Annotated in this window: 31 protein-coding genes; 16 read left to right on the top strand and 15 right to left on the bottom strand. The window is 45.6% G+C overall.

Annotation, left to right across the window (positions count from 1 at the left end):
* Positions 1 to 451, top strand: a 451-nt coding sequence (locus CBI30_RS03680; RefSeq protein WP_143744349.1) for an IS30 family transposase, incomplete at its 5' end; no start/stop codon positions are given.
* A 14-nt stretch (positions 452 to 465) separates the two neighbouring features.
* Here CBI30_RS03680 and CBI30_RS03675 read toward each other — a convergent pair.
* Positions 466 to 1,485 carry a calcium:cation antiporter gene (locus CBI30_RS03675; protein WP_088526966.1) on the bottom strand — a complete coding sequence of 340 codons (1,020 nt, stop codon included), beginning with the start codon at positions 1,483 to 1,485 and terminating at the stop codon, positions 466 to 468.
* 73 nt (positions 1,486 to 1,558) lie between these two features.
* On the opposite strand from CBI30_RS03675, the gene CBI30_RS03670 reads away from it, so the two are divergent.
* Complete coding sequence (locus CBI30_RS03670) at positions 1,559 to 1,927, top strand: sirohydrochlorin chelatase (protein ID WP_088526965.1); 369 nt, start codon at positions 1,559 to 1,561, stop codon at positions 1,925 to 1,927.
* Here CBI30_RS03670 and cobA read toward each other — a convergent pair.
* From cobA to CBI30_RS03635, 7 genes are all read right to left on the bottom strand, one after another.
* Entirely contained in the window at positions 1,844 to 2,674 is an 831-nt protein-coding gene (gene cobA, locus CBI30_RS03665; RefSeq protein ID WP_088526964.1) for a uroporphyrinogen-III C-methyltransferase, read from the bottom strand. The genes CBI30_RS03670 and cobA overlap by 84 nt on opposite strands.
* A gap of 22 nt (positions 2,675 to 2,696) precedes the next feature.
* Positions 2,697 to 3,245, bottom strand: a complete 549-nt coding sequence (locus CBI30_RS03660) for a DUF934 domain-containing protein (protein ID WP_206075552.1) — start codon at positions 3,243 to 3,245, stop codon at positions 2,697 to 2,699.
* 2 nt (positions 3,246 to 3,247) lie between these two features.
* Positions 3,248 to 4,966 (bottom strand): nitrite/sulfite reductase, encoded by a 1,719-nt coding sequence (locus tag CBI30_RS03655; RefSeq protein ID WP_088526962.1) that lies wholly within the window; start codon positions 4,964 to 4,966, stop codon positions 3,248 to 3,250.
* Positions 4,967 to 5,221: 255 nt separating this feature from the next.
* Positions 5,222 to 5,491: a type II toxin-antitoxin system RelE family toxin gene (locus tag CBI30_RS03650; RefSeq protein WP_088526961.1), complete on the bottom strand. Its 270-nt coding sequence runs from the start codon at positions 5,489 to 5,491 to the stop codon at positions 5,222 to 5,224.
* Complete coding sequence (gene relB / locus CBI30_RS03645; protein WP_088526960.1) at positions 5,475 to 5,702, bottom strand: type II toxin-antitoxin system RelB family antitoxin; 228 nt, start codon at positions 5,700 to 5,702, stop codon at positions 5,475 to 5,477. The genes CBI30_RS03650 and relB overlap by 17 nt, the downstream gene beginning before the upstream one ends.
* 553 nt (positions 5,703 to 6,255) lie before the next feature.
* On the bottom strand, positions 6,256 to 6,627 hold the full coding sequence (locus tag CBI30_RS03640; RefSeq protein WP_088526959.1) for a hypothetical protein: 372 nt from the start codon (positions 6,625 to 6,627) through the stop codon (positions 6,256 to 6,258).
* Positions 6,628 to 6,659: 32 nt separating this feature from the next.
* Complete coding sequence (locus tag CBI30_RS03635) at positions 6,660 to 6,887, bottom strand: hypothetical protein (protein WP_088526958.1); 228 nt, start codon at positions 6,885 to 6,887, stop codon at positions 6,660 to 6,662.
* A gap of 185 nt (positions 6,888 to 7,072) precedes the next feature.
* Here CBI30_RS03635 and CBI30_RS03630 point away from each other — a divergent pair, with 185 nt between their 5' ends.
* The 4 genes from CBI30_RS03630 to CBI30_RS03620 all read left to right on the top strand — a co-directional run bounded on the left by CBI30_RS03630 (position 7,073) and on the right by CBI30_RS03620 (position 10,125).
* A complete protein-coding gene (locus tag CBI30_RS03630) occupies positions 7,073 to 7,651 on the top strand; it encodes an HdeD family acid-resistance protein (protein ID WP_088526957.1) in 579 nt (192 codons plus the stop codon).
* 16 nt (positions 7,652 to 7,667) lie between these two features.
* On the top strand, positions 7,668 to 7,841 hold the full coding sequence (locus tag CBI30_RS11100) for a hypothetical protein (RefSeq protein WP_161492266.1): 174 nt from the start codon (positions 7,668 to 7,670) through the stop codon (positions 7,839 to 7,841).
* A gap of 12 nt (positions 7,842 to 7,853) precedes the next feature.
* Complete coding sequence (locus tag CBI30_RS03625; protein ID WP_088526956.1) at positions 7,854 to 8,924, top strand: acyltransferase family protein; 1,071 nt, start codon at positions 7,854 to 7,856, stop codon at positions 8,922 to 8,924.
* A 175-nt stretch (positions 8,925 to 9,099) separates the two neighbouring features.
* Positions 9,100 to 10,125: a GSU2403 family nucleotidyltransferase fold protein gene (locus CBI30_RS03620; protein ID WP_088526955.1), complete on the top strand. Its 1,026-nt coding sequence runs from the start codon at positions 9,100 to 9,102 to the stop codon at positions 10,123 to 10,125.
* 40 nt (positions 10,126 to 10,165) lie between these two features.
* Here the strand turns inward: CBI30_RS03620 and yjgA are convergent, their stop codons facing one another.
* Positions 10,166 to 10,693 (bottom strand): ribosome biogenesis factor YjgA, encoded by a 528-nt coding sequence (gene yjgA, locus CBI30_RS03615; protein ID WP_088526954.1) that lies wholly within the window; start codon positions 10,691 to 10,693, stop codon positions 10,166 to 10,168.
* Between the two features lie 113 nt (positions 10,694 to 10,806).
* Here yjgA and CBI30_RS03610 point away from each other — a divergent pair, with 113 nt between their 5' ends.
* The 6 genes from CBI30_RS03610 (at position 10,807) to CBI30_RS03585 (ending at position 18,400) form a co-directional block, all read left to right on the top strand.
* Positions 10,807 to 12,441, top strand: a complete 1,635-nt coding sequence (locus CBI30_RS03610; RefSeq protein WP_088526953.1) for a GMC family oxidoreductase — start codon at positions 10,807 to 10,809, stop codon at positions 12,439 to 12,441.
* Complete coding sequence (locus CBI30_RS03605) at positions 12,434 to 13,348, top strand: EamA family transporter (RefSeq protein ID WP_206075551.1); 915 nt, start codon at positions 12,434 to 12,436, stop codon at positions 13,346 to 13,348. Before CBI30_RS03610 ends, CBI30_RS03605 begins: the two co-directional genes overlap by 8 nt.
* Positions 13,349 to 13,496: 148 nt before the next feature.
* On the top strand, positions 13,497 to 14,681 hold the full coding sequence (locus CBI30_RS03600; RefSeq protein ID WP_088526952.1) for an ABC transporter substrate-binding protein: 1,185 nt from the start codon (positions 13,497 to 13,499) through the stop codon (positions 14,679 to 14,681).
* Between the two features lie 149 nt (positions 14,682 to 14,830).
* The gene (locus CBI30_RS03595) at positions 14,831 to 15,709 is read left to right on the top strand and encodes a branched-chain amino acid ABC transporter permease (protein WP_088526951.1); all 879 of its coding nucleotides are present in this window, start codon (positions 14,831 to 14,833) and stop codon (positions 15,707 to 15,709) included.
* Between the two features lie 2 nt (positions 15,710 to 15,711).
* Complete coding sequence (locus CBI30_RS03590; protein WP_088526980.1) at positions 15,712 to 17,640, top strand: ABC transporter permease subunit; 1,929 nt, start codon at positions 15,712 to 15,714, stop codon at positions 17,638 to 17,640.
* A 31-nt stretch (positions 17,641 to 17,671) separates the two neighbouring features.
* On the top strand, positions 17,672 to 18,400 hold the full coding sequence (locus CBI30_RS03585; protein ID WP_088526950.1) for an ABC transporter ATP-binding protein: 729 nt from the start codon (positions 17,672 to 17,674) through the stop codon (positions 18,398 to 18,400).
* 72 nt (positions 18,401 to 18,472) lie between these two features.
* On the opposite strand, the gene CBI30_RS03580 is transcribed toward CBI30_RS03585, so the two are convergent.
* Complete coding sequence (locus tag CBI30_RS03580; RefSeq protein ID WP_088526949.1) at positions 18,473 to 19,297, bottom strand: sulfite exporter TauE/SafE family protein; 825 nt, start codon at positions 19,295 to 19,297, stop codon at positions 18,473 to 18,475.
* Between the two features lie 66 nt (positions 19,298 to 19,363).
* Between CBI30_RS03580 and CBI30_RS03575 the strand changes: the two genes are divergently transcribed.
* From CBI30_RS03575 to CBI30_RS03565, 3 genes are read left to right on the top strand one after another with little or no spacing between them, the layout of a single operon-like run.
* Positions 19,364 to 20,236 (top strand): MBL fold metallo-hydrolase, encoded by an 873-nt coding sequence (locus tag CBI30_RS03575; protein ID WP_088526948.1) that lies wholly within the window; start codon positions 19,364 to 19,366, stop codon positions 20,234 to 20,236.
* An 11-nt stretch (positions 20,237 to 20,247) separates the two neighbouring features.
* Positions 20,248 to 20,559, top strand: a complete 312-nt coding sequence (locus CBI30_RS03570; protein ID WP_206075550.1) for an ArsR/SmtB family transcription factor — start codon at positions 20,248 to 20,250, stop codon at positions 20,557 to 20,559.
* A 40-nt stretch (positions 20,560 to 20,599) separates the two neighbouring features.
* Positions 20,600 to 20,812, top strand: a complete 213-nt coding sequence (locus CBI30_RS03565) for a YgaP family membrane protein (protein WP_088526947.1) — start codon at positions 20,600 to 20,602, stop codon at positions 20,810 to 20,812.
* A gap of 62 nt (positions 20,813 to 20,874) precedes the next feature.
* Here the strand turns inward: CBI30_RS03565 and CBI30_RS03560 are convergent, their stop codons facing one another.
* The 4 genes from CBI30_RS03560 to CBI30_RS03540 form a co-directional block, all read right to left on the bottom strand.
* Positions 20,875 to 21,300 carry a hypothetical protein gene (locus CBI30_RS03560; protein WP_088526946.1) on the bottom strand — a complete coding sequence of 142 codons (426 nt, stop codon included), beginning with the start codon at positions 21,298 to 21,300 and terminating at the stop codon, positions 20,875 to 20,877.
* Positions 21,297 to 22,121: an FAD:protein FMN transferase gene (locus tag CBI30_RS03555; RefSeq protein ID WP_088526945.1), complete on the bottom strand. Its 825-nt coding sequence runs from the start codon at positions 22,119 to 22,121 to the stop codon at positions 21,297 to 21,299. The genes CBI30_RS03560 and CBI30_RS03555 overlap by 4 nt, the downstream gene beginning before the upstream one ends.
* A complete protein-coding gene (locus CBI30_RS03550) occupies positions 22,118 to 22,672 on the bottom strand; it encodes an FMN-binding protein (RefSeq protein ID WP_088526944.1) in 555 nt (184 codons plus the stop codon). The genes CBI30_RS03555 and CBI30_RS03550 overlap by 4 nt, the downstream gene beginning before the upstream one ends.
* A gap of 248 nt (positions 22,673 to 22,920) precedes the next feature.
* Entirely contained in the window at positions 22,921 to 23,829 is a 909-nt protein-coding gene (locus tag CBI30_RS03540) for a DUF6662 family protein (RefSeq protein ID WP_088526942.1), read from the bottom strand.
* 117 nt (positions 23,830 to 23,946) lie between these two features.
* Between CBI30_RS03540 and CBI30_RS03535 the strand changes: the two genes are divergently transcribed.
* Positions 23,947 to 24,189 (top strand): DUF3820 family protein, encoded by a 243-nt coding sequence (locus CBI30_RS03535; RefSeq protein ID WP_088526941.1) that lies wholly within the window; start codon positions 23,947 to 23,949, stop codon positions 24,187 to 24,189.
* 4 nt (positions 24,190 to 24,193) lie between these two features.
* On the opposite strand, the gene CBI30_RS03530 is transcribed toward CBI30_RS03535, so the two are convergent.
* On the bottom strand, positions 24,194 to 25,186 hold the full coding sequence (locus tag CBI30_RS03530; RefSeq protein ID WP_240553483.1) for a DNA/RNA non-specific endonuclease: 993 nt from the start codon (positions 25,184 to 25,186) through the stop codon (positions 24,194 to 24,196).
* Positions 25,187 to 25,333 lie beyond the last annotated feature (147 nt).

The raw sequence follows: 25,333 nt of genomic DNA, 5'->3' as shown, positions 1-25,333 counted from the left end.
TACCATCATTGGAGCCCATCACAAGCAAGCCGTAGTGACCTTAGTAGAACGTAAGAGTGGTTATGCCCTCATCGCCAAAGTCATCAATAAAACTGCTGATTCAGTAGGTAGCGCCATCATTAACAAACTGAGTCCCTTAGCCCCACTGGTCAAAACTATTACTTTTGACAACGGGAAGGAATTTGCAGGACACAGCAAAATTGATGCTGCATTAAATAGCACCACATACTTTGCCGATCCTTTTGCTAGCTGGCAAAGGGGATCGAATGAAAACTTCAATGGACTGCTAAGGCAATACATCCCCAAGAAAAGACAGTTATCAACCGTAACGGATGAGGAGCTTAGAATGATCCAAGATCAATTAAACAACCGACCCAGAAAGCGCTTGGGATTTAAAACACCAAGTGAAGTCTTTATGCAATCTTTAAACCGTGTTGCACTTCGTGTTTGAATCCGCCTTATTTTCTACGGCACCAGACTTAAGAATAAATATTCAAAGAAGATAATTAAGTGGACTACACCCTGTAATAAGGTTGTTCTTCCAATAGCCAGAGTCAGCGCACCAATAAAGAAACTGAGATACATCAGCGTCATATTGAGCGAGGAAATACCTAAGCTAAGCGGCAAGTTAAAGAAGATGGCTATAGCAGCTACCGTCGGAATAGTCAGGCCAATACTGGCTAATGCAGAGCCTAAGGCCAGGTTCAAACTGCTTTGCAGGCGATTGGCTCGAGCAGCCCGGACTGCGGCATAAGCTTCAGGCATTAACACCAGAAGGGCAATAGCAATACCAACCACTGTCTTGGGTGCGCCAGCAGAATTAACGCCAGCCTCAATGGCTGGGCTGAGGGCTTCAGCTAAGCCCACCACTACTGCTAGAGATAAGATCAGTAGGAAGGCGCTAATAGCAGTTTTTAGATTGCTAGGTTCATCCGCATGGACATCGCTGTCCGTCTTTTTATCTTCCGTTTTTGGAAGGTAGTAGTCGCGATGACTGACTGTTTGGAAAAAAATAAAAGCACCATACAAAGCAAAGGAAGCAATCCCCGAAAATGCGAGCTGACTCTTGGTGAAGTCAGGGCCCGGGGAGCTCACGGTCACCATTGGCATGACTAGAATGAATGTCGCCAATGCAGTTAGTACCGCTAGCGCTGAATTGGTCCCTTCATTGCGAAAAGACATTTCATGACGCTTAAAGCCCCCCATGAAGATGCATAAGCCAATTACGCCATTAATGACAATCATGACAGTTGCAAAGACGGCATCACGGGCAATAAATTCTGAGCCTTCATGACCTGAGAGCATCATCGCAATGATGAGGGACACCTCAATGATGGTGACGCTAATTGATAAAACCAATGTGCCATAAGGCTCACCAGTTTTATGCGCAATCACCTCAGCATGGTGTACTGCAGACAGGACCGCCCCGATTAAGGTAATGCCCATCAAGATGATGAACCAGGTTTGGCTAAGAAGATTTGTCATGAAGATGTGTAGGTGAAGTGCTTAAATTCAGGGTAAGCTAGGGTCATTAATACGCATAGTTTAAAAGGTTTATATGCAAGCAATAGTTTTATTTGGTCATGGCGCCCGTGACATCCGGTGGCGTGAACCCTTTGATCGTTTAGCCGCACTGTGGAGGACTCAACATTCTGAATCTGCGGTGGAGTTGGCATTTTTGGAGATGATGGAGCCTAGCCTAGAGCAAGCGATTGCTTCACTAGTGGCCGCCGGCGCTACAAAGGTGGTAGTGGTGCCAGTCTTCTTTGGTCAAGGAGCTCATTTGCGCAATGACTTCCCAGTACTTCTTAGTGCTTGTCAGGAAAAATATCCAACAATTGCCTTAAGCGCTACACCTGCCGTGGGCGAGGATCTTGCTGTCTTGCAGGCTATTGTCGATTTTGGCGCAAGGGCGCTTATTTCGTAATGCTTCCCCAACCATGATCAGCGCAGGCGAGCTGCTATCAAACCAATCCTTTGCTTTGCCCTGGGCTAGCTCTCCTAGGGTACTGGCCCAGTGACGCTCATTTTTAGTGCTGACCGCTTCTAAGATATGAACTGGGGTGTCAGCATTTTGAAGTGAGGCATGCTCAATCAATTGCTTAGCAATATTGACGGCATCTTTGCGACCCATGTAGTAAACCAAGGTGTCAGCGCTAGGATTTTGAATTGGTGGCCATGAACTTGAAGCAGTTTCAGTTCGGCTCTGATTATCCTGGCCTTGTGCCAAAGTGATGAATACAACGCTGCGCGATACGCCTCGTAGCGTGAGTGATTGCTGGATGGTTGCAGCACCAGCTAAAGCCGCTGTAATGCCTGGTACCACTTCAACCTCAATACGGTAATCTTTTAGCGCTTGAATCTCTTCATCGGCACGACCAAACATCATGGGATCACCGCCCTTAAGACGAACAATCACTTGATATTTATGGGCTGCATCAACCAGCCGTTTATTAATAAAGTGCTGTGCGGACGATAGTTTTCCACAGCGTTTACCAACGGGCTCTTTAATAGCTTGAGGGCACAGCTCCAGCATCTCTGGATCTACTAAGGCATCATGAAAAACGATATCTGCCTTTGCCAATAGATTGGCACCGCGCACAGTAATGAGATCAGTTGCGCCAGGGCCGGCACCAACTAAATACACTTTACCGAGTTTGCTTACATTGCTCATGATATTTTTGGCTGACTGTGACCTAGACGGCCTCTTGAGTGGTGCGAGTATCGCGCCAACTATTTTGAGTGCTTACGCTATAGAGATCAAATTGCTTGAGCCCGATATCAAGGTTTTGATCGGGACGTAATTCAAAGGCATCAAAGCCTACCCGTGCACCTTGCAAGAGTTGATCTATCAATACATCCCCAATCGCACGGACTTCACCTTGCCATTGCAAGCGATCTCTGAGTAGGGCGGCAGTGCTAAAACTTCTACCATCTCTAAAAATAGGAAAGTGCGCGCCAACTACTGGCCAAAGTTTTTTGCCTTCTTCAATGAGGTCGGCATGTTTGAGAATGTCATCGTCAGCAGCAAACCAAACGCCAATCTCACCTTTACCTGCTCTGCTGATGACATCGGCGTTCTTGTGATGCGTTATCCACCAATGGAATGGCACCAGGACCTTATTGAGCCCATGCTCTAAATCAGGAATGCCACCTTCATCACGCTCGCCATCCCATACTTGCCATTCATTGACGAGGAGGGTGGGCTTACTGTTCTTTGGAAAGGAAATAATCTGCTTGTTCATGATTAAGCCATTGCTCCTTTGGAGTGCTTGCCATTATTTTTATAGGCAGCCTCTTTAAAGGGCGCTACACCCAATCTCCGATAGGTATCAATAAATGGCTCGTCTGTAGTTCTTTGCTCAACATAGGTATTGATCAGGCTGGTCATGACATCAGGGATCTCATTGGCATAGAAAGAAGGTCCGATCACCTTGCCAATGGAGGCATCATTACCTTGCTCTCCACCTAAAGTAATTTGATACCACTCTTCACCATCTTTATCCACACCGAGAACGCCAATATTTCCAACGTGATGGTGGCCACAAGAATTGATGCAGCCAGAGATATTTAAACTGATATCACCTAAGTCAAATAAGTAATCTAGATCATCAAAGCGTTCCTGAATGGCTTTTGCAATCGGTAAAGACTTCGCATTAGCAAGTGAGCAAAAATCTCCGCCTGGACAAGCAATGAGGTCTGTCAGCAAGCCAATATTCGGTATTACCAAGTTGTAATTTTTAGCGGCTCGCCAGAGATTGAGTAATTCTGCCTGCTCAACATCGGCCAAGACTAAGTTCTGCTCATGGGTGACACGCAACTCACCAAAGCTGTATTGATCTGCTAATTCTGCAATAGCATTCATTTGCGCGCTGGTGGCATCACCAGGAGCGGCAGTACCATGAGGCTTGAGGGATAGGATGGCAGAAGCATAGCCAGATACTTGATGGGGTTTGACGTTGCGATCTACCCAACGAGAAAATGCAATCTTCTCATTCGAGTCTAGTTTGGATTCAAATTGAGACAACAGTTGTGTATTGCTCAGTGCTGGTAATGTCTTATAGCTAGGCTTGGTGAAGTGCTTCGCAACACGATCCCACTCGGCTGGTGTGAAGTTGTCTTTACTGTTTTTCGTTTCACTATGAACGTGAGTCCACTCACCTTCTACTTGGCGAGCAAACTCTTCCGGACCTAAGGCTTTCACTAAGATCTTGATGCGTGCTTTATAGAGGTTGTCTCTCCTGCCAAAGCGGTTGTATACGCGCAGTAGTGCGGTTAAATAACTTGGTAGCACTTGCCAAGGTACATCTTGCTTAATCAAAGATCCGAGGATCGGAGTGCGACCCATACCGCCACCAGCGTAGATATCTGCAGTTAATTCATTATTGGCATTTTTCTTGAGTTCAATACCGACATCATGACAAAGTAAGACAGTGCGATCTTCTTTAGCGCCATTGATGGCGAATTTAAATTTACGGGGTAAGTGCGCAAACTCAGGATGCAGGGTTGACCATTGACGCAGTAACTCGCAGATTGGCCTTGGGTCGATGTATTCATCTCCGGCTACACCGGCAAAGGCATCGCTTGTAATATTTCGAATACAGTTACCCGATGTTTGGATGGCATGCATTTCGACTTTGGCCAATTCAGCCAAGATATCAGGAGTTTGTTCTAGCTCTACCCAGTTAAATTGAATATTCTGACGGGTCGTAAAGTGACCGTAGCCGCGGTCGTATTTATCTGCAATGAAGGCGAGGGTGCGCAATTGCTTGGCGCTTAATAAGCCATAAGGAATGGCAACTCGCAACATATAAGCATGGCGTTGGTGATACAGGCCATTCTGTAAGCGTAGAGGACGAAATTCTTCTTCAGCCAAGGTCCCATTGAGGCGTCGCTCAACCTGGTCTCGAAATTGGATAACCCGTTGATCTACAAGGGTTTGGTCAATATGGTCATATTTATACATAGCCACGTATTGTCTAGGGAAGGGGTTATTCCCGCAACGAATTAAATATTGAGTCTATATAACTAAATTGATATATAGGACAAAGCAAAACTGAAGTTATTTGGAATACAGCCTGCCATTCTGTGTGGGCACCCATAACCTGCAAGTTTTACCGCATAAGCTGCAAGTTTTTACCGCATAACTTGCAAGTTTATAAAAATGCTCTTTTCCGAGATATCCGGTGGCTTTTCTCCATAAGTGATGCAACTTATGGATTTACCGATAGATTTCTTTTCGATTTCCAATTTCGATGACTAAAACGCAAAGCTGGCCATCCTGGATATCACAGATAATTCGATAATCGCCAACTCGGTATCGCCAATATGTGCCCAATTTAGGGCCGGTAAGTACTTTTCCAATTGAGCGCGGATTGTCGCCTTCAAAAATTCGCTCGTCCATAAAATCCAAGATACGGATAGCGCTTTGTTTATCCAGCTTTTTGAGCTGTTTTCGTGCTGAATCGGTGTACTTAATGATCCAGGCCAAGATCGCCTCTTACCTCTGTGGAAGAAAAAGTGCTTTCCTCGCCTTTACGGATGCGTTCCATGGTCGCGTCGGCTAGGTAAAAATCTTCTAAATCCTCAAGGCCATTCACAATCAGCTCTCGAAGATAGTAAGCTTTTGTTCTGCCTGTTGCCGATGCCAAATGATCTAGTCGCTGTTCAATAACGGGATCTAAACGTATTGAGGTAGCCATCATTGCTCCAAAGTGAATATATGTATTCAATGTATCACATTGAGGCAAGGAATCCAAGTAAAACTGGACAAGAGCGTTACCTTTTAATTCTCGGGGGTATTTATCTCACGCCTGTCTAGTTGCCAGTAATCTTCATTTGCTGGTTTTGACTATGATTTTTGAAATAATTTAACTTGCAGCTTATGCTGTAATTATTAGTGATACTTGCAGTTTATGATGTAATCACTTGCATTTTATGGCGATGGTTTTGATGGTAACTAATTGATTTTATTGGGCCTAGAATTGCGATTTATGAGTTGTCACACAATTCTTGTGTGGGTACCCATAACCTGCAAGTTTTTACCGCATAAGCTGCAAGTTGATGAAAGAGCTCTCATCGGAGATATCCGACAGCTTTTCTCCGCAATTGGTAGGGTTTATGGATTTACCGATAGATCTCTTTTCGATTTCCGAACTCAATCCCTCGTGCTAACTTACTCAAACTGTCCAACTTTTGTGGGTCAGTTTAAATATCGGGACTTTTGTTTGAAGTCTTTTCGCTCATATTGCCACATCAAAAGCTGAATTCTCGATAGTGTCGATAGAGATTGGCGATAGAAGCAAACCCCAGAACCACGATCAGAACGGCAAATAAATAATCCAGCGTAAGGTAGGTAAAGATACCTGCCTGTATAGCAACTGCCGCAGCAATAAATGCTGCAATGGCTCCGAACACCACGAGTTTGAAATTCGGAATAAATGCGCCTAAGGTAATGGCGACAAACAACAGGATCAATTCTGATATCAATTGATCTGCTATCAGAAAAATACTATTCGTCAGCTCTGGATTGGTCAGCTTACCCAAGATTGCAATGACTAGAATGCTAGCAAGCACTGCAAAATTGAGCTTTGCTTTAATAAAAATGGTTTTGAGTTGGTCGTTCATGCTGAAGTTGATTGGGTTAATTTACTGTTTAGTTAGTAATCTGGGCTGCCACTAAATACGAGGCTAATACCGATCCATAAGAGAATAAAAGCAATCAAGATCGTAAAGCCAAGCTTCTTGAGAAAATACTCGAGGCTATCCATGTAGGCTTCATCGTTGCGGCCAAAGTGCTGATCAAAACGCTTCCACACTAAGCGAGCAACAACTAGGGGTAGTAACATCGCTACGATTCCGAGAACAACGGTAAAAGTGGTATCCATCTAATTTCAATGCTTTCTTATGTAGGTAGCCAGTTAGCTGGCTTTCTAAAAGAAGTAAGGATACCTGTTTTTAATATGCTTCAATCTCCACGAATCGATGGATGAGCTGCATTTATGCTCTAAAACCCTGAGTTTATTGATACAGTAGAGCTTTTATTGCCCCATATTTCTTCGAAAGCGCATAAATGACTGAATTATCTGTCGCCCAAATTAAAGAACTCCGTGCAACCGTACTCGGTGCTGCGGCTAAAGTGCCTGGTGCATTAATTGGTATGGGGGTGCTTTTCATTGCCCTGGGGATGATCGGCATAGCTGGCCAAACCTTGTTTTCGTTTGTAACGGTTAATGTGCTCGGCGCATTCTTGATCTTTGGGGGTGCAGTGCAATTTGCCCATGCCCTCAAATCGGCTGGTTGGAAGAGTGTTGGTATTCAGGTAGTTTTGGCGATCCTCTATATCGCCGCTGGAATCTACACCTGGGCTTTCCCAATTCCTGCTTTAGAGGCGATTACTTTGTGGCTTGCTGCGATCTTCTTTGTTACGGGTTTTCTCCGCTTGATTTCCGCCTTTCAGCATCGCCATTTTCGTGAATGGTTTTGGCTGGTACTGTCCTCTGCCATTTCTATTCTGATGGGTGCGCTCATCATGAATGGCTATCCAGAAAGCAGCCTGTGGTTGCCCGGTTTATTGATTGCCATTGAACTGTTATTGCAGGGCTGGTCTTTGCTATTTCTCGGCTTAGCTGCTCGCTCATTAACTAAATAATGAAAGTGGTAATGCAATGAAAAAAACTGACCTATATAAAAACCTCGCTTTAGCGACTGCGCAGAAGATGAAGAATGCCACCAAGGTGCCCAAGCCTGGCACAGCAGAAGATGTTGCCAAGACTAAGAAAGAGCTTGCCAGCAGCAATCCATTGCTCGCCTCTTTGATGGGTAAAACCAAATCTAAGTAGTTCTAGCAACTTTTGAAGCAATCTTCCCCATTATTTTTGATAGACCTTCTCAAGGTCTTTGCAGCACTCCTCATTATTCTTCATCACTTGTCTAGCTATGGTCAGATAGCTGAAGATGCACGGATAGTTTTGCCGAGTCTGATGACCTGGTTGTTTGAGTATGGCCGCTATGCAGTTCAAATCTTTTTGGTGATGGCGGGGTACTTGGCAACTCAGTCGTTGACACGATTTGCGAATGCAAAATTGAATGGCCAAAATTTACTACGAGTGATCATCAATCGCTACCTGCGTTTGTTTGCGCCTTATATTACTGCTCTGATATTCACGATTGCTTGCGCTTGGATCGCACGTTTTTGGGTGAATGATGAATTTGTTGGCGAGCAAGAGACGCTTGGTCAATTTTTAGCCCACCTATTTTTCTTGCAAGGCATCTTGGGTCTTGATGCTATTTCTGCTGGCGCTTGGTATGTGGCAATTGATTGGCAGCTCTATTCCATATTGGCTATATTGCTCATTTCTTTTTCTTCGTATCAGGCGTTGATTTGGCTCATCAGCATTGTGGCTGTCAGCTCTTTGCTGTATTTCAATCGCTCCGCCCAATACGAGGCCTACTTTATCTATTTCATTGGCTCTTATGGACTCGGAGTTCTGGCCTATCTTGCCAAGAACTTTGCGGATAAGAAAATCCAAGATTTAGCGAAGTTTGCAATCATCGCTATTGGGGTGATTATTGTCATATCCACATGGCAACAAGTTTGGTTGCGCAACTTCTTGGCTTGGTTCGTGGCCTTGTTCTTATTTGTATGGGGCAATACAAGCTATCCAGTGAGATCTGGCTCCAAACTAAAAGCGAGCGCACTGTCTGCTATTGCTTGGGCTAGCCCCCGCTCTTACTGTGCGTTCTTAATTCACTTTGCTTTTATCTTATTGGCGAACACTCTGTATATTGCCCTTGGATTGCATGCCCATGAGAGCGGCATCCTTGCAATCAGCTTGATGGTCGGAGTGCTAGCCTGTAGCAGCGTTGCGGCAAACTACCTCTATTGCTGGGTGGAGTTACCCTCCATGAAGCTGAGGATCTAAAGTCTATTCTTTCACTCCCCTTGGTGTTTACTATTTTAATAAAACCCAATTAAATCAACTATTTAAAGAATATCTAAGTACCTATTTCTAGTTAATAGCCCTTATTTTTCACAGTAAAACTACATATTTTGATATTTACTGTGAAAAATGAGCTTTATTGATACACTGATAGCTTATGGCTTTTACAGATCTTTCTAACGCCCAGTCGATGCAGTTGACCAATGCCTTGCAAGTTTGGCAGGGGGTTCATTCTGCTAAATCACTTGCCCATGCTCATCGGGGCTCCATGAAGTGGCGCACGATCAATGAAACCGATTACTTGCTTCATGTTTCTCCCCAAGGATCCCAACATAGCTTGGGACCTCGGGATTCGGCGACAGAAAAGGTGCACGATAAATTTGTGAAGGGCAAGATTGAGTCTGAAAGCAGATTGAAGTCCTTGAAAGAGCAACTTAAACAAGCTAATGCCGTTAATCGTGCGCTCAGGGTTGGGCGTGTGCCTAACATTTTGATTGATGTGCTGAATAGTATTGAGAGGGCTGGTCTTAAGGATCACCTGATGGTGATTGGCGCGAATGCCTTATACGCCTATGAAACTCAATGCGCTGTGCGTTTTGATAATGCCGTAGTGGCAACCTTGGATTTAGATATTTTGTGGGACTCTAGAAAATCTATCAAGCTAGCCATCACAAAGGAAATTCAAGAAGAAGGTCTTTTGGGCATCTTAAAAAAGGCTGATAAATCTTTTGAATTAATAGAAGACCAAAAATATACTGCCATTAATAGCGAAGGTTATATGGTTGATCTGATTCGAAGGGGTAAACATGATTTGGTACTGGACGAAGACTATCCTAAGTCGCTCAGTAAGATGCCAGACGATATTTGGGCGGTAAAAATTCCGACAGCCGATTGGTTACTTAGTGTCCCAAAATTTAGAGAGGTCGTGGTTGGAGTAAGCGGTAAGATGGCAGAAATGACTACGGTTGATCCACGAGCTTATGTTATCTACAAAACTTGGCTATCTAAGAAAAATGACAGAGAGGCTCAAAAGAAGGGTCGAGATTTTGCGCAGGCAAAGGCGGTTGCTGATTTAATCACCCAAAGAATGCCACATTTGGATGTGTCGCAAATTCATGCTTTGCCATTCGATTTGAGGGAGCAAGCTAAAACACATTTCGAAAAGGCCAATAAAGCCTCGTAAGAGGAGTTATTGGATTTAGGCGGCGCTTATCTCTGAATCTTTAAATATCCATATCTTTTAAAACGCGGAAGATTTCTCGATAAGCCTTTGGAGGTTTATTGGTTTCTTTTTCCTTGCGTGCATTGCGAATCAATGTGCGCATGTTCTGAATATCCATATCGGGATATTGCTCAATCATTTTGGTAAATATCTCATCGTTCGCAATCAGTCGATCGCGAAAGGACTCGAGATGGTGAAGTTTTGCAGTTTCGGCCTTGCTCACACCTTGAATGGCATCCAAACGCTTTTGAATGGTGTCTAACTCTTCGTTATCCAAAAAGCGCATGAGTTTTCCAAGATATTGCTTGTGACGTCGAATCGCTTCAAAACTTTTGATTTTGTTGGTTTCCGCAATCGCGGCTTTAATAGCCTCATCCATAGGGATGGTCTTCAAAGCATCGCTACTGAGGGCTGCTAGAACCTCAGCCAGTTTCTGACGCTCAGTCATCAGACGCTTTAGCTCAGATTTGCTGGGCCCTTCATCAAGATCGACTTTCTTGGGGGTACGGTTCTTTTCATTGACGTGCATGGCATTATTTTAGACGGGTATTAAAGGTATTTGGCTTAATTGCCCAATTTCTTCGCAAAGAGAAATTTGGTAAATAATAGAGATTAAGAAAAAAGACCCACAAAAGTAGAGACATGACCTCAGCTTCCCCAGCAAACACCTACGACTACATCATCATCGGCGCCGGTAGCGCAGGCTGCATGCTGGCCAAGCGCTTGACCGAGAATCCCGCTAAACGTGTGCTCTTAATTGAGGCTGGTAAGAACGACAACTACATCTGGATTCATGTGCCGGTGGGTTATTTGTATTGCATTGATAACCCCCGGGCAGATTGGCGCTTTAAAACTACTGCCGAACCAGGCCTAAATGGGCGTTCATTGCTTTACCCTCGTGGCAGGGTGTTGGGTGGCTGCTCTTCGATTAACGGCATGATTTACATGCGTGGCCAAGAGGGCGATTACGCCTCTTGGGTCAAGGCAACTGGTGATGACGCTTGGTCTTGGGAAAATGCCCTCCAGCGCTATAAAGAATTCGAGGATTACCACGGGGCTGCAAGTCAATGGCACGGTAAGGGTGGCGAGTGGACTGTATCCAAGCAACGCTTGCGTTGGCCTATCATGGATATCTTCAGAGAGGCTGCTGTTGAAGCAGGCATTCCGGCATCGGATGACTTTAATCAAGGCGATAACTTTGGCGTAGGCTACTTTGATGTAAGTCAGCGTAAAGGGTGGCGCCTCAATACCTCAAAAGCATTTTTGCGTGATGCTGCTAAGCGACCCAATCTCACAGTAATCACTGAAGCTATGGTCAACAAGCTCCTGATTGATTCGAACTCTAAAAATTGTTACGGCGTGCAATTTATCAAAGACGGCAAAGTTACTGAAGTACATTGCGATACATCTAATCAAGGTGAGGTAATTCTCAGTGCCGGTACGATTGGGAGTGTGCAGGTTCTAGAGCGTTCGGGTATTGGCTCTGCAGCGCATCTCAATAAATTGGGCATTCCAGTGGTTGCAGACTTGCCTGGTGTAGGCGAAAACTTGCAAGACCACTTGCAATTGCGCATGATCTATAAAGTGAGTGGCATTAAGACACTGAATACGAAAGCAAATTCATTGCTTGGTAAATTGATGATTGGTATGGAGTATGTGTTCAAGCGCTCCGGGCCCATGTCGATGGCCCCATCGCAACTAGGTGCTTTTGCATACAGCTCTCCTGATCAGCCTTCAGCAAATGTGGAGTATCACGTTCAACCTTTATCACTTGAAAAGTTTGGTGAAGATTTACATTCCTTCAATGCAATTACTGCGAGCGTTTGTAATTTACGCCCAACATCTCGCGGTAGTGTGCATATCAGCTCGATCGATCCAGAAGTGCCCCCGATGATTGCACCAAATTATTTATCCACAAACGAAGATCGTAAGGTGGCCGTAGACTCGTTGCGCTTAACGCGCAAGATTGTGGAGAGCCCAGCGCTGAACCCCTATACGCCAGAGGAGTACAAACCTGGAAAGCAATATCAATCTGACGATGAGCTCATTAAAGCTGCTGGTGATATTGGTACGACCATTTTTCATCCAGTGGGAACCTGCAAGATGGGGCTCGATGATGACCCGATGGCGGTACTCGACTCTCAATTGCGGGTGAGGGGTATTCATCATCTGAGGGTGGTAGATGCATCAGCGATGCCAACCATTACTTCTGGCAATACCGCGGCGCCCACCATGATGATTGCCCAACGCGCTGCGCAACTGCTCACTGGTGAATAGTTCCGCCGATCGCAGTTCGCAATTACCTGCAAGCCACCTCCTCTTAGCCTTAGGAATCGTGGCGGTGTGGGGTACCAACTTTGTCGTGATTAAAAATTGCCTCTCCGCATTTCCGCCGTTTTACTTTGCAGCGCTGCGCTACTTTTTTGCTTTATTGCCCCTGGTCTTTTTTGTACCCAGGCCAAAAGTGTCCTGGGGCAACTTGTGTATTTATGGATTGGCGACTGGAGTAGGGCAGTTCGGTGTGATGTATTACGCGATCAATAGCCAGATCTCCCCTGGTTTAGCATCACTGGTGATTCAGACACAGGTTTTCTTTACGATTGGCTTTGCGATGTTCTTTGCCAAGGAAGGCCTCAAACGCTATCAGGCGGTTGCAGTTGCTGTGGCAATGACGGGCCTTGGAATTATTGCACTGCACACAGATTCAACAACTACTTTTTTAGGTTTGGCCCTGGTGGTGTTCTCGGGCCTCTCATGGGGGATCGCCAATACCGTTAGCCGCCAGGCAGGCTCTATCAATATGCTGTCTTATGTGGTTTGGGCCAGCGCCTTCTCTATTCCACCTCTAGTACTGATTGCCCTTGTCTTTGAGGGCGGTGTAACAAACCTATGGGATGTAAGCCTTGCAGCCCCAATGGGGGCCTGGGTTGGGGTGCTTTGGCAGTCCTGGGGCAATACCTTATTTGGTTATGCTGCTTGGGGCTGGCTCTTATCAAAACACCCTGCTGCGGTAGTAGCTCCTGCACCATTGCTAGTGCCTATTTTTGGAATGGGGGCGTCTGCCTTTTTTTTGGATGAGTCCTTGCCGTCTTGGAAGATTATGGCGGCAGGCTTAGTCATTGCCGGTTTGGTGGTGAATCTTTTCTGGCCCACCTTGCGAGAGCAAATTCGCAAGTTTTTTTAAAAACGGATTTTATCTCTCGGGGCTAATGTAAAACCCTAATACAACCCCCTTTTTTTGCCCCTGTATTCACAGTAATATAGTTATTCGTTATCGGTTTTATCTGTAAAAAAGTAATTATCTAATTAGAATTTTTAGTCATGGAGACTTTATGAATATTCGTCATCACATTTTTGCAGTTGCTGCTGCTGCAATGTTTACAACCGGCGCTTACGCTGCTGATATCAAGCTTGGTCTTTCAGGTCCATTCACTGGTGGCTCTGCCTCCATGGGTGTGAGTATGCGTGATGGTGTTCGCTTAGCTGCAAAAGAAATCAATGCTGCTGGTGGCATTAACGGTAATAAAATCGTTTTGATTGAACGCGACGATGAAGCAAAAAATGAGCGTGGCGTTCAAATTGCACAAGAATTGATTAACAACGAAAAAGTAGTTGCTACTTTGGGTTACATCAATACTGGTGTAGCACTGGCCTCACAACGCTTCTATCAAGATGCCAAGATTCCAGTAATGAACAACGTTGCTACTGGTTCTGTATTGACCAAGCAGTTCCCTAATGCAGCAGAAAACTATATTTTCCGTAATGCTGCGCCTGACAATATCCAAGCGCCATTGATTGCTAAAGAAGCGGTTGAGAAGCGTGGCCTGAAGAAGGTAGCGATTTTGGCTGACTCTACAAACTACGGTCAGCTAGGTCGTGAAGACTTAGAAAAGGCTTTGAAGACTTATGGCGTGACTCCAGTTGCGGTTGAGAAATTCAACATTGGTGACGTTGATATGACTTCACAAATCCTGAAGGCAAAGAACGCTGGTGCTGAAGTGATTTTGACTTACGCAATCGGACCTGAGTTGGCGCAAATTGCTAACGGTATGGCGAAATTGGGTTGGAAGAAGCCAATGATTGGTTCTTGGACATTGTCTATGGCTAGCTTTATTGATACAGCTGGTAAGAACGGTAATGGCGCAACAATGCCACAAACCTATATCCAATCTCCATCTACAACTGCTAAGCGTAAGGCTTTCCAAGAAGCTTATTTAAAAGAGTTCAAGCCAAAGAACAACAACATTGCATCTCCAGTTTCTGCGGCGCAAGGATATGACTCTGTTTACCTCTTGGCTGCAGCGATCAAGCAAGCAAACAGCACAGAAGGACCAAAGATTGTTGCAGCATTGCAAGATCTGAAGACTCCCGTTGATGGCGTTGTGATTACTTACAACAAACCATTCTCCGCAACTGATCACGACGCTATCAAGATGAAAGATGTGGTGATGGGTGTAGTTGAAAACGGTCGCGTTGAGTTCTTGAATGCTGAGGACGCAACTCCTAAGAAGAAGTAATTTCAGTTCAAATCGGCTGGCAAAATGATCATTTATTTTGCACTGCAACATTAGTAAAAACAAAGCGCCGCCCAAAAAGCGGCGTTTTGCTTACAATGTCGAATTCGTTAATAAAACAGTTTTAAGTATTTTCTTTTAGGCCAATAAAAATGGACATGTTTGCACAAATCCTCTCAAGCGGTATCGCGGTGGGGATGATCTATGCGGTGATCGCCTTCGGTTTCCAGCTCACTTTTGCCACATCAGGCACTTTGAACTTCGGTCAAGGTGAAGCACTGATGTTGGGTGCTCTAGTGGGTTTAACCTGCGTTGAGACTTTCGGTATGAACTATTGGGTCATGATTCCCGTAGTTTGTATATTCGGTATGATCCAAGGGAGCTTTGTTGAGCTGATTGGTGTGCGCCCTGCAATTAAAATTAAATCCGAGTTTGGTTGGATTATGTCCACTATCGCTCTTGGCATCATTTTCAAGAACGTTGCAGAAAATATTTGGGGTCGCGATGCATTGCCATTTCCTTCCCCGTTACCGATGGAACCAATGGAGTTCCTTGGTGCGAACATTTTGCCAATGGAAATTTTGGTGGTGGTTGGTGCGCTTGTAATGATGTTATTGGTGGAGTTTTTTAACCGTAAAACGATTTACGGTAAGGCTGTAGTGGCAACTGCAAACGATCGCGATGCTGCAGGCCTCATGGGTATCAATACCAGCATGGTCATTACCTTCTCATATGCTTTGTCTTCATTGACTGCGGCCTTTGCCGGTGTACTGATTGCGCCTCTGACCTTGACTGGCGCAAGCATGGGTGGCGCCTTAGGATTAAAGGCTTTCGCGGTAGCGATTATTGGGGGCCTCTCAAGCGGTATGGGAATCATCGTGGGTGGCTTGATTCTGGGTATCGTTGAAACGGCTACTGGTTTTTACATTTCTACTGGTTATAAAGATGTGCCAGGTTTGATCTTGCTCTTACTAGTGCTTGCATACAAACCATCTGGTCTCTTTGGCAAATCAGCAATTAAGAAAGTTTGATGATGAAATTGAAGTCCCATATACCGCTATTAATTGCGATAGTCGCGCTTATTTGCGTGCCACTATTTATTCATAACCCGTATTACATTCACTTAGTTGAAACAATTCTGATCTACACCATTTTGTTATATGGTCTGGATATCGTGGTGGGTTATGTGGGCCAAGTTTCTTTGGGGCATGCGGCCTTATTCGGAATTGGATCTTACACAGCGGGTGTTTTGTATTTTCACTTCGGCTGGACTATCTGGGGAACTTTGCCGGCATCCATCGTGGTGACTGCCATCTTTGGTGGGCTTTTGGCTTTACCCGCCCTCAAGGTGATCGGGCCTTATTTGGCGATGGTGACCTTGGCGTTCGGTACGATTGCGCAGATCCTGATTAACGAGATGACTTGGTTGACTGAAGGCCCATTGGGCATCAAGATTCCAAAGCCAGAGCTCATGGGTGTGCCGATGACAAAGGCTGAGTACTTTTGGTTAGTGTCTGCCGTTCTGATCATTGCCATGATTGTGGTTGATCGTTTTGTGAAATCACAAATGGGCCGCGCTTTTGAGGCTTTGCGTGATAGCCCAATTGCTTGTGACTGTATGGGTGTATCTGTGTATCGCTTTAAGGTAATTGCGTTTGTGATCAGTGCAGGCTTTGCTGGCTTGGCTGGTTGCTTATACGCTTACTCTGAGCAATACATCTCTCCAAACACCTATAACAATGAATTAGCTGTGCTCTTCTTGCTTGGCATCATTATGGGTGGCCGTAAGTCACGCTTGGGTGCAGTGATTGGTGCCGCCATTATTGTGTTGTTGCCAAAATTACTGGATGACATTAACTTATTCCGTATCGTTGCTTCGATCATCGCGATCGTCGTAGTAGTCGGTGCAGCCATGGCGCTGTCGAAAAAGGTCACCACAGTCAGACGTGTCGCTGTGCCTTTGGCGGGTGTAGTTGGCTTGGCAGTATTCTCATTCTGGCTCGACACCATTTCTGACTGGCGTCTCAGTATTTTCGGCTTCATGATTTTGCTCGTGGTGTATTACTTGCAAAACGGCATTGTCGGTTTTGCGAAGAGCTTTTACCAATCCATTGTTGGCAAAGCAAAAACCACTCGTGGTGGTGATGCTGAGGTGGTGGATGACTCCATTAGCTTTATCAGAAAGATCAGTGATCAAAATACGGGCGCTGAACTCCTGAAAGTAGACTCCGTCTTGATGCAATTTGGTGGCTTGAAGGCGTTAAATAATGTGAGTCTCAGTATTAAGCGCGGCACTATTCATGGTTTGATTGGTCCGAACGGTTCAGGTAAGAGCACGATGATGAACGTGTTGACAGGTATTTATGTGCCTACAGCGGGTAACGTTCTCTATGCAGGCCAGAGCGTAGTGGGTCGTACCTCTTCCGATATCGCTCTTTCTGGTATTGCTCGTACTTTCCAAAACGTTCAGCTCTTTGGTGAAATGACTGCCATCCAAAATATTTTGGTTGGCTTGCATCACACCTTTAAGTCCAACATGGTGGAAATTGCATTGCATCTGCCACGTTACAAGAAGGAAGAGGCTGAGGCGCACGCTCGCGCGATGGCACTGCTCAAGTTTGTTGGCTTAGATGACTTGGCAAACGAAGAGGCGCGTAACTTGCCCTACGGTAAGCAACGTTTGCTAGAAATCGCTCGTGCCTTGGCTTTGGATCCAGAACTGCTCTTATTGGATGAGCCAGCTGCTGGTTTAACTGCCCCAGACATTAAAGAACTCTTGCGCATTATTCGTAAGATCCGCGATAGTGGCATTACCTTCATCCTGATTGAGCATCACATGGATGTGGTCATGTCAGTCTGTGATACCGTTTCTGTATTGGATTTTGGTCAGAAGATCGCAGAAGGTAAACCAGCTGAAGTTCAGGCAGACGAGAAGGTGATTCACGCCTACTTGGGTACTTAATCACTAGCACTATATTGAATCGGTAAATACCATGTTATCTATTAAGAATCTTGAAGCAGGCTACGGCAAAGTAAAAGTTCTGCACGGCATCAATATTGATGTCCCTAAAGGGCAGGTCATTACTTTGATCGGGTCAAATGGCGCCGGCAAAACAACGACGATGCGCGCTATTACTGGCATGATTAAACCCACCGGTGGCGAAGTCACTTTGAGCGGCGAAAAAATTGATGGTTACGACTCTCATAAAATCGCCCGCCTCGGTTTAGCCCATAGCCCAGAGGGTCGTCGTGTATTTACTACGATGTCCGTCAATGACAACCTGTTGTTGGGCGCATTCCCACGCTTTATAGGCAGTCGTCCAAAAGGCGACATTAAGAACGACCTAGAGCGTGCTCTAGAAATGTTCCCACGCCTAAAAGAGCGTCGCAACCAATTGGCTGGAACTTTGTCTGGTGGTGAGCAGCAGATGTTGGCAATGGCTCGCGCTGTGATGTTAAATCCAGAGATCATCCTCTTGGATGAGCCATCAATGGGTCTTGCACCTATTTTGGTTGAGGAAGTATTTAAGATTATTTCTAACCTCAAGTCCCAAGGCGTAACTATGTTGTTGGTAGAGCAGTTCGCTGCAGCTGCCTTGCAGGTTGCAGACTATGGCTATGTGCTTGAGAACGGCAAGATTGCGACTCATGGCCCAGCAGATAAGTTGATGCATGATCCTGCTGTGAAAGCTGCTTACTTAGGTGGTGCTAGCAGTCACTAAGCCTTAGCACTCTCGATGTTCATGAACAAGCCCTCTGATGAGGGCTTGTTCTATTTCAACCTCATGAGCGCTTTAGGTATTGAAAAGTAACACGCCTTTGATTAGTAGGCCAATAGCAATCACTAAGGTGAAGATGGAGAAAATCAGTTGAGTGTATGAACCACTGATCTTTTTTCCTAAGAGTTGACCCATTAAAAGCCCGCCTAATGCAGCCAATGCAAATGGTGCTGCCACCATGATATTTAAGCTCCCGCTAGCTGCTGAAAAAATAGCACCGCCACCAGTAATGATGGCCAATACCCCAAGGGAGGTTGCAACAATGGATTTCACGGGTAGGTCGGTATAGCGTTTGAGTGCCGGGACGATAATGAAGCCGCCGCCAACGCCGAGCAAGCCAGATAGAAAACCTGCGAGGCTTCCTGCAAGCATGAGTGCGCGTGCACAGGGCATCGTCCATTGAAGTTTTCCAATTGCAGGATTCATGAGGCACGGTGGAGGCTTTCTGTGTTCTTCGGGAACGCCTTTGATTTCATTGCGAGCCTGACGTAACAAGCGAATGGCTACGTATAGCAAGATCAAGCTAAACAGAATCTGAAGGGGTGCATTCGGGATCTTGGGCGCAAGCCAGAGCCCTATTGGCGATAGTGCTAAACCAAAAATTGCCATGAAACCAGCCGCTTTATAGCGCAATATCTTATTTTTTAGGCCTAGGATTGCACCAATGCTGGAGGCGAGGGCAACGGCGCAAAGGGCGATTGGGGCGGCCTCTGTAATGGGTAGATCCAAGAAGAAGACCAGTAGTGGCACCGACAAAATGCCACCCCCAGCACCCGTGAGACCCATGAGCACCCCTACTAGGATTCCTAGGGCAGGGCTGATAAGAGTTGAGTAGTCCATTGCAATTTATTTTAGATTAATATAGTATATAAATATATATAATATTTGTATAACGGAAAGAATATTTTGAGCTCAAAGCCAGCCGCGCAAATTAAAGACTTTTTTGATCCAGAAACTTGGACTTACACCTATGTCGTCTATGAGGGGGATGGTAGCCCTTGCATCATCATCGACTCAGTGCTGAATTACGATCCCAAGTCCGGTAGAACAAGTACAACATCAGCAGATAAGGTTATCGCCTTTGTTCAAGCCCACCAACTCCAGACAAGCTGGATTCTGGAGACTCATGCTCATGCAGACCATCTAACGGCGGCCCCGTACTTGCAAAGTCACCTGGGTGGCAAGTTGGTGATTGGAGATCACATCACAAGTGTGCAGGCTGTATTCAAAGGCGTCTTTAATCTAGATGAGCGTTTTCAGGCTGATGGCGCTCAATTTGACCGCCTATTGAAAGAAGGTGAGTCACTCGCATTTGGAAACCTCTCCTTAACGGCACTCTTTGTACCGGGCCACACTCCTGCATGCATGGCTTATGAAATCGGTGACGCTATTTTTGTGGGCGATACCTTATTTTTGCCAGACGTAGGTAGTGCGCGTTGCGATTTTCCAGGTGGTGATGCCACAACACTATATCGCTCTATTCAAAAGATCCTATCTTATCCAGGGCAGACCAAGCTCTATATGTGCCACGATTACCCGCCCACAGATCGGCCTGCAGCCTGCATGACAACGGTGGCAGACGAGAAGGCAAGCAACATCCACGTACATGACGGCGTTACAGAAAGCCAGTTTGTAGAGATGCGCACTGCCCGAGATAAAACCTTGGAGATGCCAGTGTTGATTCTGCCCTCCATTCAGGTGAATATTAGGGCGGGACATTTTCCCGAGCCAGATGCCAATGGTATTGCTTACTTAAAGATTCCATTAAACGCGCTGTGACAATGATGAATATGCCTATTTCTAAAGCGGAGTTAAAGAAGATGCAGTCTTCAGCGGATGAAGCCTGCAAGTTGATGAAAGTCTTATCTAACCGGGATCGCATGATGCTCTTATGTGAAATCGGCCAAGCAGAAAAATGTGTCGGCGAGTTAGAGGCTGCACTAGATCTCCATCAGCCCAGCCTCTCGCAGCAACTCACCGTTTTACGCAAGGAGAAGTTAGTTAAAACGCGTAGAGAGGGAAAGCAAATTTACTACTCACTCTCAAGTCAGGTGGCTGTAGCAGTTATGGGGTTGCTTTACAAGCACTACTGTAAGAAGTGATAGTGGGAAATCATTCAATCGTTTTTAAAAGGAGTTCAACATGAAATGTAACGTCGGTGGTATCGATCGTATTTTGAGAATCTCAGTAGGTATTGTGCTGGTAGCACTAGCAGCCAATGGCATTGTAGGTTGGTGGGGTTGGCTCGGGTTTATTCCTTTAGCTACCGGCATCTTCCGTTTCTGCCCGGCTTATCCGCTTTTAGGGGTTAACTCATGCGGCACATCTGGTGGTAAGGATTCTTGCTGTAAGTAAAGGGCTTTAAAAGAAAGCAGGTTCATTGAGTCAGTAGAGGCTCAATGAACCTTTTTTTGTATCTACGGCCTGGATTTTCTGGAGTACACGCCGTGCAGCAAAAAAACTGCAAAGAATATCGCCCCGACTAGCCAGTGTGTGAGAACTACCGACTCTCGTATCTCGTCGGGTCCGTAATACAGTAGAGCGCCAGATATCACGAGTGCTAGCAAAAACCCCAGCTGACTCAATCCACTGAGTAATTTTTTCTTCGACTTGAGTCCAGTCTTGAGATGAAATGGCAGTATCGACCCCAAAGCTATGCTGGCTAGTATGGCGACTACTCCATGCCATGCTAGTACTGCATGGGTGCCCAGAAAATCGCCTTGGATCTGAAACTCATGGCCTAGTAAATAGGCTGTGCCTGTCAGGGAGCAACTCAATAGACTAAAGAGGACAAAATATCTTTGCCATGGCGGCATCTTGCCTAGACGACTAGTATTTTTCATATGGCAAGGCTGTTTGGTATTTTGATTGCTTTGGCAGAGAATTGACCTAGGCAGGGGTGATTCGTATTTCCGGAAATGCTCACTACCTTTGTAAGAGCATCTGCATACACACATTGATCCGCAATCACTGAGTAAGACTCTGAAAACTCAATATGCTCATGGTTGATTGGGTTCACCATAAAACTGATGGAGGTTTTATCCCGCTTAGCAAAGTACAGGCTACTGGTGGCAATAGCGCCCTCAGACATATTACCTAGACTGATTACCTCGTGAGGATTTGCGGGATTTCTAATTTGGATTGGCTGCGCTTCGCTTCCAAAGATCCTCAGATCTCCACCGGCATTAACTAATCCTGACGGGATTCCTGCGCACTGAAGGACATCGATCGCGAGATCCACCGCAAAGCCCTTGGCAATTCCTCCCAAATCAAGGCAGAGTGGTAGATCAGATCGAACTAAAGTGGGACCTAGAAATTGGAGGTGTTCGATACCGCCAAATTGATCTGCTCTATCAAAGTGGCGAGGAAGAAGACCTCTGGCTACTAGGCGATGCCCAATTCCGCAATTAAAGAGTCCGCCTGAACGCAGGTGGATCTCTTGGGCGATCGTCATAATCTTTGTCATCCAGGGATGAATACGAATAGCCTCAAGATGACAGCGTGCATTAATCTGAGAGAGCTCACTTTCGGAGTTATGGAAACTCATCAAAGTTTGCACTTCTTCAATTGCTAAAAATGCATTCTCGATTGCATGTGAAAAGCGTCCTTCATCAGGGGTGCATATCTCTACAAAGGTACCTAGCAGTGGCTTGCAGCGAATCATTTTGCTTTAGATGCCTGGGTTTGGTTTTTAAGTGCTATCTCATGCAGGACTGCAATCCGTTTCACTCCATCGGTGAGGTGCTTACAAGAGAGGGTAGCGCCACCAATATTCTGAATATCTTGATTTAATTTAATCGGGTCTGCTGCCGTTTTTCCAATGAACTGATTTCGCCACTGAGCTTCAGCTACCTCGTAACCATAAGACTCAACATAGTCTAAGATCTCAATCCCAGTCACCGCACCTGAGGGGCTGAGTGCTACTGCATAAGTAATCATTTCGTGCTTACCCACCACCTCATCCACGATGAACCAGCCACCATCTGCAGCTTTCCAAATGCGATCCCCTCGAAAAGGGTGTCGAATGCTTGAAGCGGAGCGCATCCTGTCTTGTAGATCATCAGTAATGATGATGGGATTTTTAGTCAGTGGTTTATTGGGTATTAATATTTTTTGCGCTTGCTCTATGGATACGTAAATCTTGGCATGGGCAACTATTGGTGCTGAGGCGGCAGCTAGACCGATGATGATGAGTGGATTGGGCTTCCAGTACATGATGAGAAGTATTTTTCTTAGGTCTTGATCAGTTAGGTGGCGAGCAGTGCATTTGCTTGAAGGCAGAGATCTTCAATCTCGGTATTACTTTCTTTAAGATCGGATAAGGCTTCGAACATCATCAAAGCCCTTTCTCTCGCAATTACACAATGGGATGATTGAAATTGAATCAAGTGTGTTAGAGCTGCTATTAATAAATTTTGAGTTTCCATAATTGCCTCTGAATTAATGTTGTGAGAGTATTTTTTTTAGTTCAGCGGAAAGCCGACTTTGACGATAAATTCATTCACGGAATGGCTATCCCAAACACGCGCATTGGAACATTCAGCTGTACCGTCTCCCATACAGGTATTTCCTTTAAGTTGATAACGCCATGCACCAGTAACCCACCAGTTTTTTTCTGCATAGTGCAGATTGGGTCCAACAAAGGTTGCCTTTTGGACTTGGTTTTGCAGGTTATAGCTAGAGTAGTCATTATGAAAACGGGCCTCTACGCCACCAGACCATTTGGGGGCAAAGCGATAGCTGGCGCCAACGAGAAAATCGAGCATAGATTCAGGCACATTGCCATTGCCAACAAACTTCAATTGTTCATTGGCCACCACTACGTTACCGGCCACCACCAACCTATCGTCAATGAAGTTGGACTGCAGTAGCAAGCGGGCCTCTATCTCATTTTTATTTTTACCAATAGTGGGCTCTAAATAGAGTCCGATGCCGACGGGTGAGGTAACTGGGTTTGTGATTCGATAAATTGCCTCTAGTGATCCACCCTCAACGCCACTTTTGCGATAGGGTGCCGCTGGGTCATGCGATCCTGGGACGGGTTGTCCACCCGTGCATGTTTGGCTATCGCCGCAAGCTTCTGGATTGGTGTAATTCTGATTGGCGTTGACATAGTAGGCATTGAGGTAGCCAGCCACTTGAAAATCGTTGGTTACGCCATACTCAAGTTCAGACCGTGAGTACCAAGCGTTATAAGAACCTGCCGCTTGCTGTTTATTGAGTTGTAAGCGTTGCTCAAACTCTAGCTTCCCTTTGGGTTGTAAATCAAGGGTGTAGATCCAACCAAAGGCACCTTCACCTGCATTCGCAAATGAGAAGTGGAATGCTGTGGCTAATAAGACAGCAAATAAGGTTATTCGTTTGATGGTCATTTTCATGTTGATATGGGGCTGGTTAATAAAAGTAATTGAGAATCATTCGCAATATACAGTAAATGAGAATAATTATCAATTGAGAAAATGACCACATAGCTTGTAAGATCAACAACTATGGATTCAGAAGCCCTTGAGAAGCTAGTGACAATGAAGATGCCTTTTGGTAAGCACGCTGGCCGAGCGCTGGCTGACCTGCCGGGTAATTATTTGGCGTGGTTTGCTCGCGAGGGATTTCCTAAGAGCGAACTTGGGCAGCTACTAGAGTTAATGCACACTCTAGATCACAATGGTTTACGAGGATTGTTGGCGCCCATTCAGCGGGCACATGGAATTTCTGCCCGCACTCGCGAGCATTAGGCGCTTACCTAGAGTGCACTATGACAGTAACGCGATTGCGTTCATAGCTTATGGCGGGAGAATCCGGCGGACTGCTTTGCGAAAGAGTGACTTTCATCAGACCTTGCGTCTGAATCTCCTGAGACAACTTTTGGGCTAACTCTGCATTACGGTCATATTGAATTTCCAGGCTGGCCACTCTCCCAGCTTTGATATTAGAAATAATCCCCACCACCTTTTCTGCTGAGTACTGATCAAAAAAGATGGGATACCACCCTCCTACCAACTGCTTGCTAGAGTTGTTTTCAATGACGTCTACTGGAAGATGAAAGTTGATACCTGTTTTCTGAACGAGCTCTGCATAAGAGATGGGCGGACTCATTTGCGCTTCATCGGTGTTCTCAACCCAGTAGGCCCAGGCTGTCTTTTTAGTGGGGTCGTAGACTAGCTTATATAGATGACTTGGAATGGTGACCTTGCTTTTGCCGATGCTGCCCGCCTGACCAACAGACCCTGTAAAGATATAAATATCACCCTGGGCACGTTTAATGTACATCCTAGTGGATGCTTCAACCCGTTTAGCCCAGATGCCCTGATTGTTCTGTCTGGCCTGGGGCATGATATTTGCCAGGGAGAAGGATTGGGCCATCCCTTTCTCATGAGTCATATCCCCAGCGGGAACGTTGTGCCCACGGTCATAGCCACTGCCTCGGTAGTCAGACAGCAAGGCCCTTTCGGAGGAGCGCAGTCTAGCTTCCTCATAAAACTGATTGCTCCGACGAGGATGAGGCGCTTCTAGTTGCTCCCCATTTAATTTCTCAACTGTATAGATGGGCTTTTTATCTATGGGTGAGTAGTAGATAGCGAAATCATCAAAGCAAAGGTCTCGCCCAACTTGGGGTGTACTGGGAATTTGCTGTTCTGGAAATAGATTCTTACATTGATCAAAGAGGGCGGAGGCGCTGAGTGGCGCTCCAAGCGCTATTAAGAAGAGGAGTTTGCTGAGCCATTTCATCATCTAGTAGTGTAATCAGTCATGGCGAGGGTGTGCGAGCTCTCTCAGTTTGGATGGTTAAAGTTAGCTCTAGAGCTAGTGCTTACCAGTATTTCTGAAGGGCTTCGTGCCTCACTTAACTCAATCATGAGGCTCTTGATTTGAGAAAAT

This window comes from Polynucleobacter aenigmaticus (assembly GCF_002206635.1).
GTDB classification, from domain to species: domain Bacteria; phylum Pseudomonadota; class Gammaproteobacteria; order Burkholderiales; family Burkholderiaceae; genus Polynucleobacter; species Polynucleobacter aenigmaticus.
The sequence above is the reverse complement of the archived record's forward strand: the minus strand, read 5'-3'. Positions and strand labels throughout refer to the sequence as shown.

Bases quoted from the DNA above. Each gene is read 5' to 3' on its own strand.
- CBI30_RS03675 (WP_088526966.1), bottom strand. From the start codon at position 1,485: ATGACAAATCTTCTTAGCCAAACCTGGTTCATCATCTTGATGGGCATT.
- CBI30_RS03670 (WP_088526965.1), top strand. From the start codon at position 1,559: ATGCAAGCAATAGTTTTATTTGGTCATGGCGCCCGTGACATCCGGTGG.
- cobA (WP_088526964.1), bottom strand. From the start codon at position 2,674: ATGAGCAATGTAAGCAAACTCGGTAAAGTGTATTTAGTTGGTGCCGGC.
- CBI30_RS03660 (WP_206075552.1), bottom strand. From the start codon at position 3,245: ATGAACAAGCAGATTATTTCCTTTCCAAAGAACAGTAAGCCCACCCTC.
- CBI30_RS03655 (WP_088526962.1), bottom strand. From the start codon at position 4,966: ATGTATAAATATGACCATATTGACCAAACCCTTGTAGATCAACGGGTT.
- relB (WP_088526960.1), bottom strand. From the start codon at position 5,702: ATGGCTACCTCAATACGTTTAGATCCCGTTATTGAACAGCGACTAGAT.
- CBI30_RS03640 (WP_088526959.1), bottom strand. From the start codon at position 6,627: ATGAACGACCAACTCAAAACCATTTTTATTAAAGCAAAGCTCAATTTT.
- CBI30_RS03635 (WP_088526958.1), bottom strand. From the start codon at position 6,887: ATGGATACCACTTTTACCGTTGTTCTCGGAATCGTAGCGATGTTACTA.
- CBI30_RS03630 (WP_088526957.1), top strand. From the start codon at position 7,073: ATGACTGAATTATCTGTCGCCCAAATTAAAGAACTCCGTGCAACCGTA.
- CBI30_RS11100 (WP_161492266.1), top strand. From the start codon at position 7,668: ATGAAAAAAACTGACCTATATAAAAACCTCGCTTTAGCGACTGCGCAG.
- CBI30_RS03620 (WP_088526955.1), top strand. From the start codon at position 9,100: ATGGCTTTTACAGATCTTTCTAACGCCCAGTCGATGCAGTTGACCAAT.
- yjgA (WP_088526954.1), bottom strand. From the start codon at position 10,693: ATGCACGTCAATGAAAAGAACCGTACCCCCAAGAAAGTCGATCTTGAT.
- CBI30_RS03610 (WP_088526953.1), top strand. From the start codon at position 10,807: ATGACCTCAGCTTCCCCAGCAAACACCTACGACTACATCATCATCGGC.
- CBI30_RS03600 (WP_088526952.1), top strand. From the start codon at position 13,497: ATGAATATTCGTCATCACATTTTTGCAGTTGCTGCTGCTGCAATGTTT.
- CBI30_RS03595 (WP_088526951.1), top strand. From the start codon at position 14,831: ATGGACATGTTTGCACAAATCCTCTCAAGCGGTATCGCGGTGGGGATG.
- CBI30_RS03590 (WP_088526980.1), top strand. From the start codon at position 15,712: ATGAAATTGAAGTCCCATATACCGCTATTAATTGCGATAGTCGCGCTT.
- CBI30_RS03585 (WP_088526950.1), top strand. From the start codon at position 17,672: ATGTTATCTATTAAGAATCTTGAAGCAGGCTACGGCAAAGTAAAAGTT.
- CBI30_RS03580 (WP_088526949.1), bottom strand. From the start codon at position 19,297: ATGGACTACTCAACTCTTATCAGCCCTGCCCTAGGAATCCTAGTAGGG.
- CBI30_RS03570 (WP_206075550.1), top strand. From the start codon at position 20,248: ATGCCTATTTCTAAAGCGGAGTTAAAGAAGATGCAGTCTTCAGCGGAT.
- CBI30_RS03565 (WP_088526947.1), top strand. From the start codon at position 20,600: ATGAAATGTAACGTCGGTGGTATCGATCGTATTTTGAGAATCTCAGTA.
- CBI30_RS03560 (WP_088526946.1), bottom strand. From the start codon at position 21,300: ATGAAAAATACTAGTCGTCTAGGCAAGATGCCGCCATGGCAAAGATAT.
- CBI30_RS03555 (WP_088526945.1), bottom strand. From the start codon at position 22,121: ATGATTCGCTGCAAGCCACTGCTAGGTACCTTTGTAGAGATATGCACC.
- CBI30_RS03550 (WP_088526944.1), bottom strand. From the start codon at position 22,672: ATGTACTGGAAGCCCAATCCACTCATCATCATCGGTCTAGCTGCCGCC.
- CBI30_RS03540 (WP_088526942.1), bottom strand. From the start codon at position 23,829: ATGACCATCAAACGAATAACCTTATTTGCTGTCTTATTAGCCACAGCA.
- CBI30_RS03535 (WP_088526941.1), top strand. From the start codon at position 23,947: ATGGATTCAGAAGCCCTTGAGAAGCTAGTGACAATGAAGATGCCTTTT.
- CBI30_RS03530 (WP_240553483.1), bottom strand. From the start codon at position 25,186: ATGATGAAATGGCTCAGCAAACTCCTCTTCTTAATAGCGCTTGGAGCG.